Consider the following 3692-nt stretch of genomic DNA (forward strand, 5'->3'; position numbering starts at 1 on the left):
TCTAAATAGATGGGTGGCAGGCTTAACTCCAATTGCCGATGACCACCCCTCACTTAGACCACAATAAAATGCACCTTGACCGTCTTATCCGGGATTATCCCGATTAATTACGGTTTAAGAGTATCCCAACTAAGTGTGAACCTCTGATAACTATTTTCTTCATTAGGGATATCAAGGAAAAGCCTATGTCACTGAACATTACTCCAGAGCTGTTGAAGCAGGCACAGGAGGGCGAGGTTAATCAAGAAGCTTTTATTGACAGCATCAGGCAATCGTTACCTTATGCCTTTGGAATTGTGGAAGACCTGGCCAAGCGCTTGGCACAGGGTGAAGCGGAATGGGTAGAGCATTCGGTACCACCACCAACTGAGCAAGATCGAGCTCAGCTACTGCGGATGATAGGTGGGGATGCGATTCGTGGTGCAGTCGAACGTTATTTTGGGATCAAGTTAGCATTTCAAAACTGTCACAAAACCGCTATATTTCGTCCAGAAGCCTTAGAATCACCCGCTTATCAGGACTTTATTTCTATTCGCAGTCAAATTCTGAACCAGACACCAGAACTGATCCATTGTTAAAACTTAGCCAGAGGCTCTAGCTATTAGAGCCTAGGCGTGAAAATAGATATCATTAGATAGTAACCTCACAAGTGACAGAACCTTCAGCCAGCTCAAGGGGGGCAGGTTCAAGGTAGAGCTCAATAGCCTCACGCATATTTTCTAGTGCTTCTACTTTAGTTTCACCACAGGAAGTACAACCAGGAAGTTCGGGGCACCAAGCTGCCCAGTCTCCGTTATCTAGATCAGGCTCAAGAATCACTCTCCATTTCATCAGACTTATCTGTAAACTCAGTATTAAAATTGGTCAGCATTCAGCCCTCAGCGGTCAGCTGTCAGCTTTTGAATAAAAGAGCTAAGCTTTGGCCACAGGCCAAGGGCTTTTGCCCAGACTTTCAATTCTCATTAATCTCGAACTATTAAAATCTCCCGTTCTCGTAGCGTGGCCATAGGCCTGCATAGGTTTATTTTAAGCATGATAGCTGATAGCTGAACCCTGACCGCTGACCGCTGACCGCACCTCAAGTAGCACCATCTGTAGCGCATATGCTTACAAAGCATCAGCGATCAGCAAATAAGCTGAATGCTTAATACTGATCGCTGACAGCTAAACTAGAATAGAAGGTTAAATAATCTAATCGGTAATTCAATTAGGTTGAAAATACCGCTAGCAGGTCTGGAAATCCTTTCGACGTTGTCCGCAGTTTTTGCGACACCATCCCGTTTAACAATAATCACATCATTAGGCTGCAAGGTGGGATTAGTTTCCTCGTTAACTGGAGCAGTAAAATCGATTTCAATTTCTCTTTTTTCAACTGTGCCATTGCGATTCAGGCGAACTAATTCGACAGAACCCTTTTCAGCACGAACGTCATCAAATCCCCCAGCGGCAAGCAAGGCTTCATTCAGAGGAGAATTGGGCTTGACTTCCACATTACCAGGTCGTTGAACTTGACCAACCACATTGACCGGGATGGCAGCAGCAGAAAGGTTGGAATCTGCTAATGCCAATGCTACCTCTGGAGCAATTTCGTCAGCTTTGGTAACAAGAATTGTATCTCCCTCCTTTAAGAGGATATCCTGAGAGAGGTCACCCTGTCGCAACAATTGCCAAAAATCCAAGGCAATTTCTTGTTGTGTACCCCCTTGGGTCAAACGTCGCACTTTAACTTGGCGAACGTTAGCGTCTTGGGTAATGCCTCCAGCGATCGCGATCGCTTGGGTTACAGTTGGTGGTGCATTGGTGCTACGGATATCAGCACTACCGATGTTAATGTTGTTATTACCCAGAGTTTCTCCCTTGACCACATAAGCTCCTGGGTTAATCACTTCCCCGACCACAGCCACTTGAATCGGACGGCTGGCATTAGCTGCAAAACTGGCATTGGACAATAGACGGGTTTCCTCTGGGTTGATAGCAGTAGTAGTTCGGAGCAAGATTTCATCCCCATCCCGCAAGGTAACATCCTGCCTGATATCACTTCTGTTAATCAATTGCTGGAGATTGATATAATAAGTATTGCGCTGCCCAGAGCCTTCACGACGCCGAAGTTCTACTTGCTTAACGTCTGCTGTTAGGGTAGCCCCCCCAGCCAAATTAATCGCTTGAGTCAGGGAGGGAAATTGCTGTCCTTCATTCAGACCCATGGTATAGGCTCCAGGGCGACTCACTTCCCCAGCCACGGAAATTTTTAAAGGACGGGGTTTCACCAGACTCAAGGAAACTACTGGGCGTTTGATGTAAACTGAAAAGGCACTGGTGACGAGTTCGCTAGCTTGATCGAGAGTTTTTCCCCTTACAAATACACTACCAATCAAGGGTAAGTTAAGGGAACCGTTCACCAGTACTTGATACTGACCACTGTATTCATCAACATCAAAGATATTCAGATTAAGAACATCTCCAGCATCAAGGGTATAAGCTCTGTCTGGTGGTAAAGAGTTACGCACAGGGGGTGTGGCTGCTGATACCGTGTTACTCTGATTCACCTTAATGAAGTCAGCAATGGATGGTGGAGCTGGTACCTCGATCGGGGATGTTGAAGCTGGTACCTCGATCGGGGATGGTGGAGCTGGTACCTTGATTGAAGGGATTTGAGCTAGGCTAGGTTTAGGTAGGGTAATAGCGGAAACCACCAGTAAGCTTACACCCACCACTGGTCTAGTCAATCGTGGTTGTAGACTACTGTGATTCTTAGCAATTTCGCTTAATATATCAAGGGGTCTTTTTTTTCCTGGGTTAACTGTATTGTTCATAAACATATTGACTCTTGCTAGATAAAGACACACTAAATTGTTCAGAAAATCCGGAATATGTTGTGACTCAAGCCACCTCACCAATCTGTTTAGGGTTGTTTAGGGTTCATTGACGCTTCCCTTGGCCTGTCATGTGTAATTGGTTATTTGTAAGCATTCAGCTATCAGCGTGTCGCGTATCAGCTATCAGTTATCAGCTTATGGGCTATGGACAGGCTACTTGAGGTGCTTATGGGCATAGGGTAAGCAAAGGGAACAGCTTTTGAATAAGCGATGCAGAGGTGCGACCCGTGGCGAATTTAATTCGCCTACGGAAAACGCACCATTACGGTCTTGGGGAGGCAGCGCGGCCAAAGGGGGTCTCCCCCATGAGCGACTGCCGTGGTTTCCCCCACTCGCTATTGCATCAAGACAACAGGTAAGCATTAGTTTAATCTGAGTTATGGAAAGCTGTTCCCGTAGCGTGAGCTAAAAGCTGACGGCTGACCGCTGACGGCACCTCAAGCAGCGTGCGCGTAGCGCATATGCTTACGGTTATTGGTGAGCTTGATCTGGTCTAGTGTTTCATCTCTTGATAGGCAACCTATAGGTAAAGCGCACTCACTACTATGACGTCTCTGATTGTGGTTGCGTCAATAATAACAATTGACAACTGACAATTGGTGAAGACATAGATTAGCCTGGTAGAGCGACATTGTTAAATATCCGTTATAGCGGTTTTTAATCTAGTAAGGTACAATTTTTTTGGTTTTAGGGAGCAGGGAGCAGGGAGCAGGGAGCAGGGAGCAGGGAGCAGGGAGCAGGGAGCAGGGAGCAGGGAGCAGGGAGCAGGGAGCAGGGAGCAGGGAGCAGGGAGCAGGGAGCAGGGAGCAGGGAGCA

At 46.6% G+C, this 3692-nt stretch carries 4 protein-coding genes; 2 read left to right on the plus strand and 2 right to left on the minus strand.

The window, feature by feature from the left end; genetic code table 11:
• Positions 1–185: 185 nt before the first annotated feature.
• Entirely contained in the window at positions 186–578 is a 393-nt protein-coding gene (locus tag F6K63_RS36400) for an SCO5389 family protein (protein ID WP_287314949.1), read from the plus strand.
• 52 nt (positions 579–630) lie between these two features.
• On the opposite strand, the gene F6K63_RS36405 is transcribed toward F6K63_RS36400, so the two are convergent.
• Together F6K63_RS36405 and F6K63_RS36410 are read right to left on the minus strand one after the other, a co-directional pair.
• Positions 631–831, minus strand: coding sequence for a type II toxin-antitoxin system HicB family antitoxin (locus tag F6K63_RS36405; protein WP_287314950.1), 201 nt, complete (start codon positions 829–831; stop codon positions 631–633).
• Positions 832–1169: 338 nt separating this feature from the next.
• Complete coding sequence (locus F6K63_RS36410; protein WP_083374227.1) at positions 1170–2813, minus strand: SLBB domain-containing protein; 1644 nt, start codon at positions 2811–2813, stop codon at positions 1170–1172.
• A gap of 290 nt (positions 2814–3103) precedes the next feature.
• On the opposite strand from F6K63_RS36410, the gene F6K63_RS36415 reads away from it, so the two are divergent.
• The gene (locus tag F6K63_RS36415) at positions 3104–3235 is read left to right on the plus strand and encodes a hypothetical protein (RefSeq protein ID WP_267871983.1); all 132 of its coding nucleotides are present in this window, start codon (positions 3104–3106) and stop codon (positions 3233–3235) included.
• Positions 3236–3692: the final 457 nt, after the last annotated feature.

The organism is Moorena sp. SIO1G6, from assembly GCF_010672795.1.
In the GTDB taxonomy this organism is placed as follows: Bacteria; Cyanobacteriota; Cyanobacteriia; order Cyanobacteriales; family Coleofasciculaceae; genus Moorena; species Moorena producens.

What these genes read in the sequence shown, in the direction of transcription:
- F6K63_RS36400 (WP_287314949.1), top strand. Translation starts at nt 186, where the DNA reads ATGTCACTGAACATTACTCCAGAGCTGTTGAAGCAGGCACAGGAGGGC.
- F6K63_RS36405 (WP_287314950.1), bottom strand. Translation starts at nt 831, where the DNA reads ATGAAATGGAGAGTGATTCTTGAGCCTGATCTAGATAACGGAGACTGG.
- F6K63_RS36410 (WP_083374227.1), bottom strand. Translation starts at nt 2,813, where the DNA reads ATGAACAATACAGTTAACCCAGGAAAAAAAAGACCCCTTGATATATTA.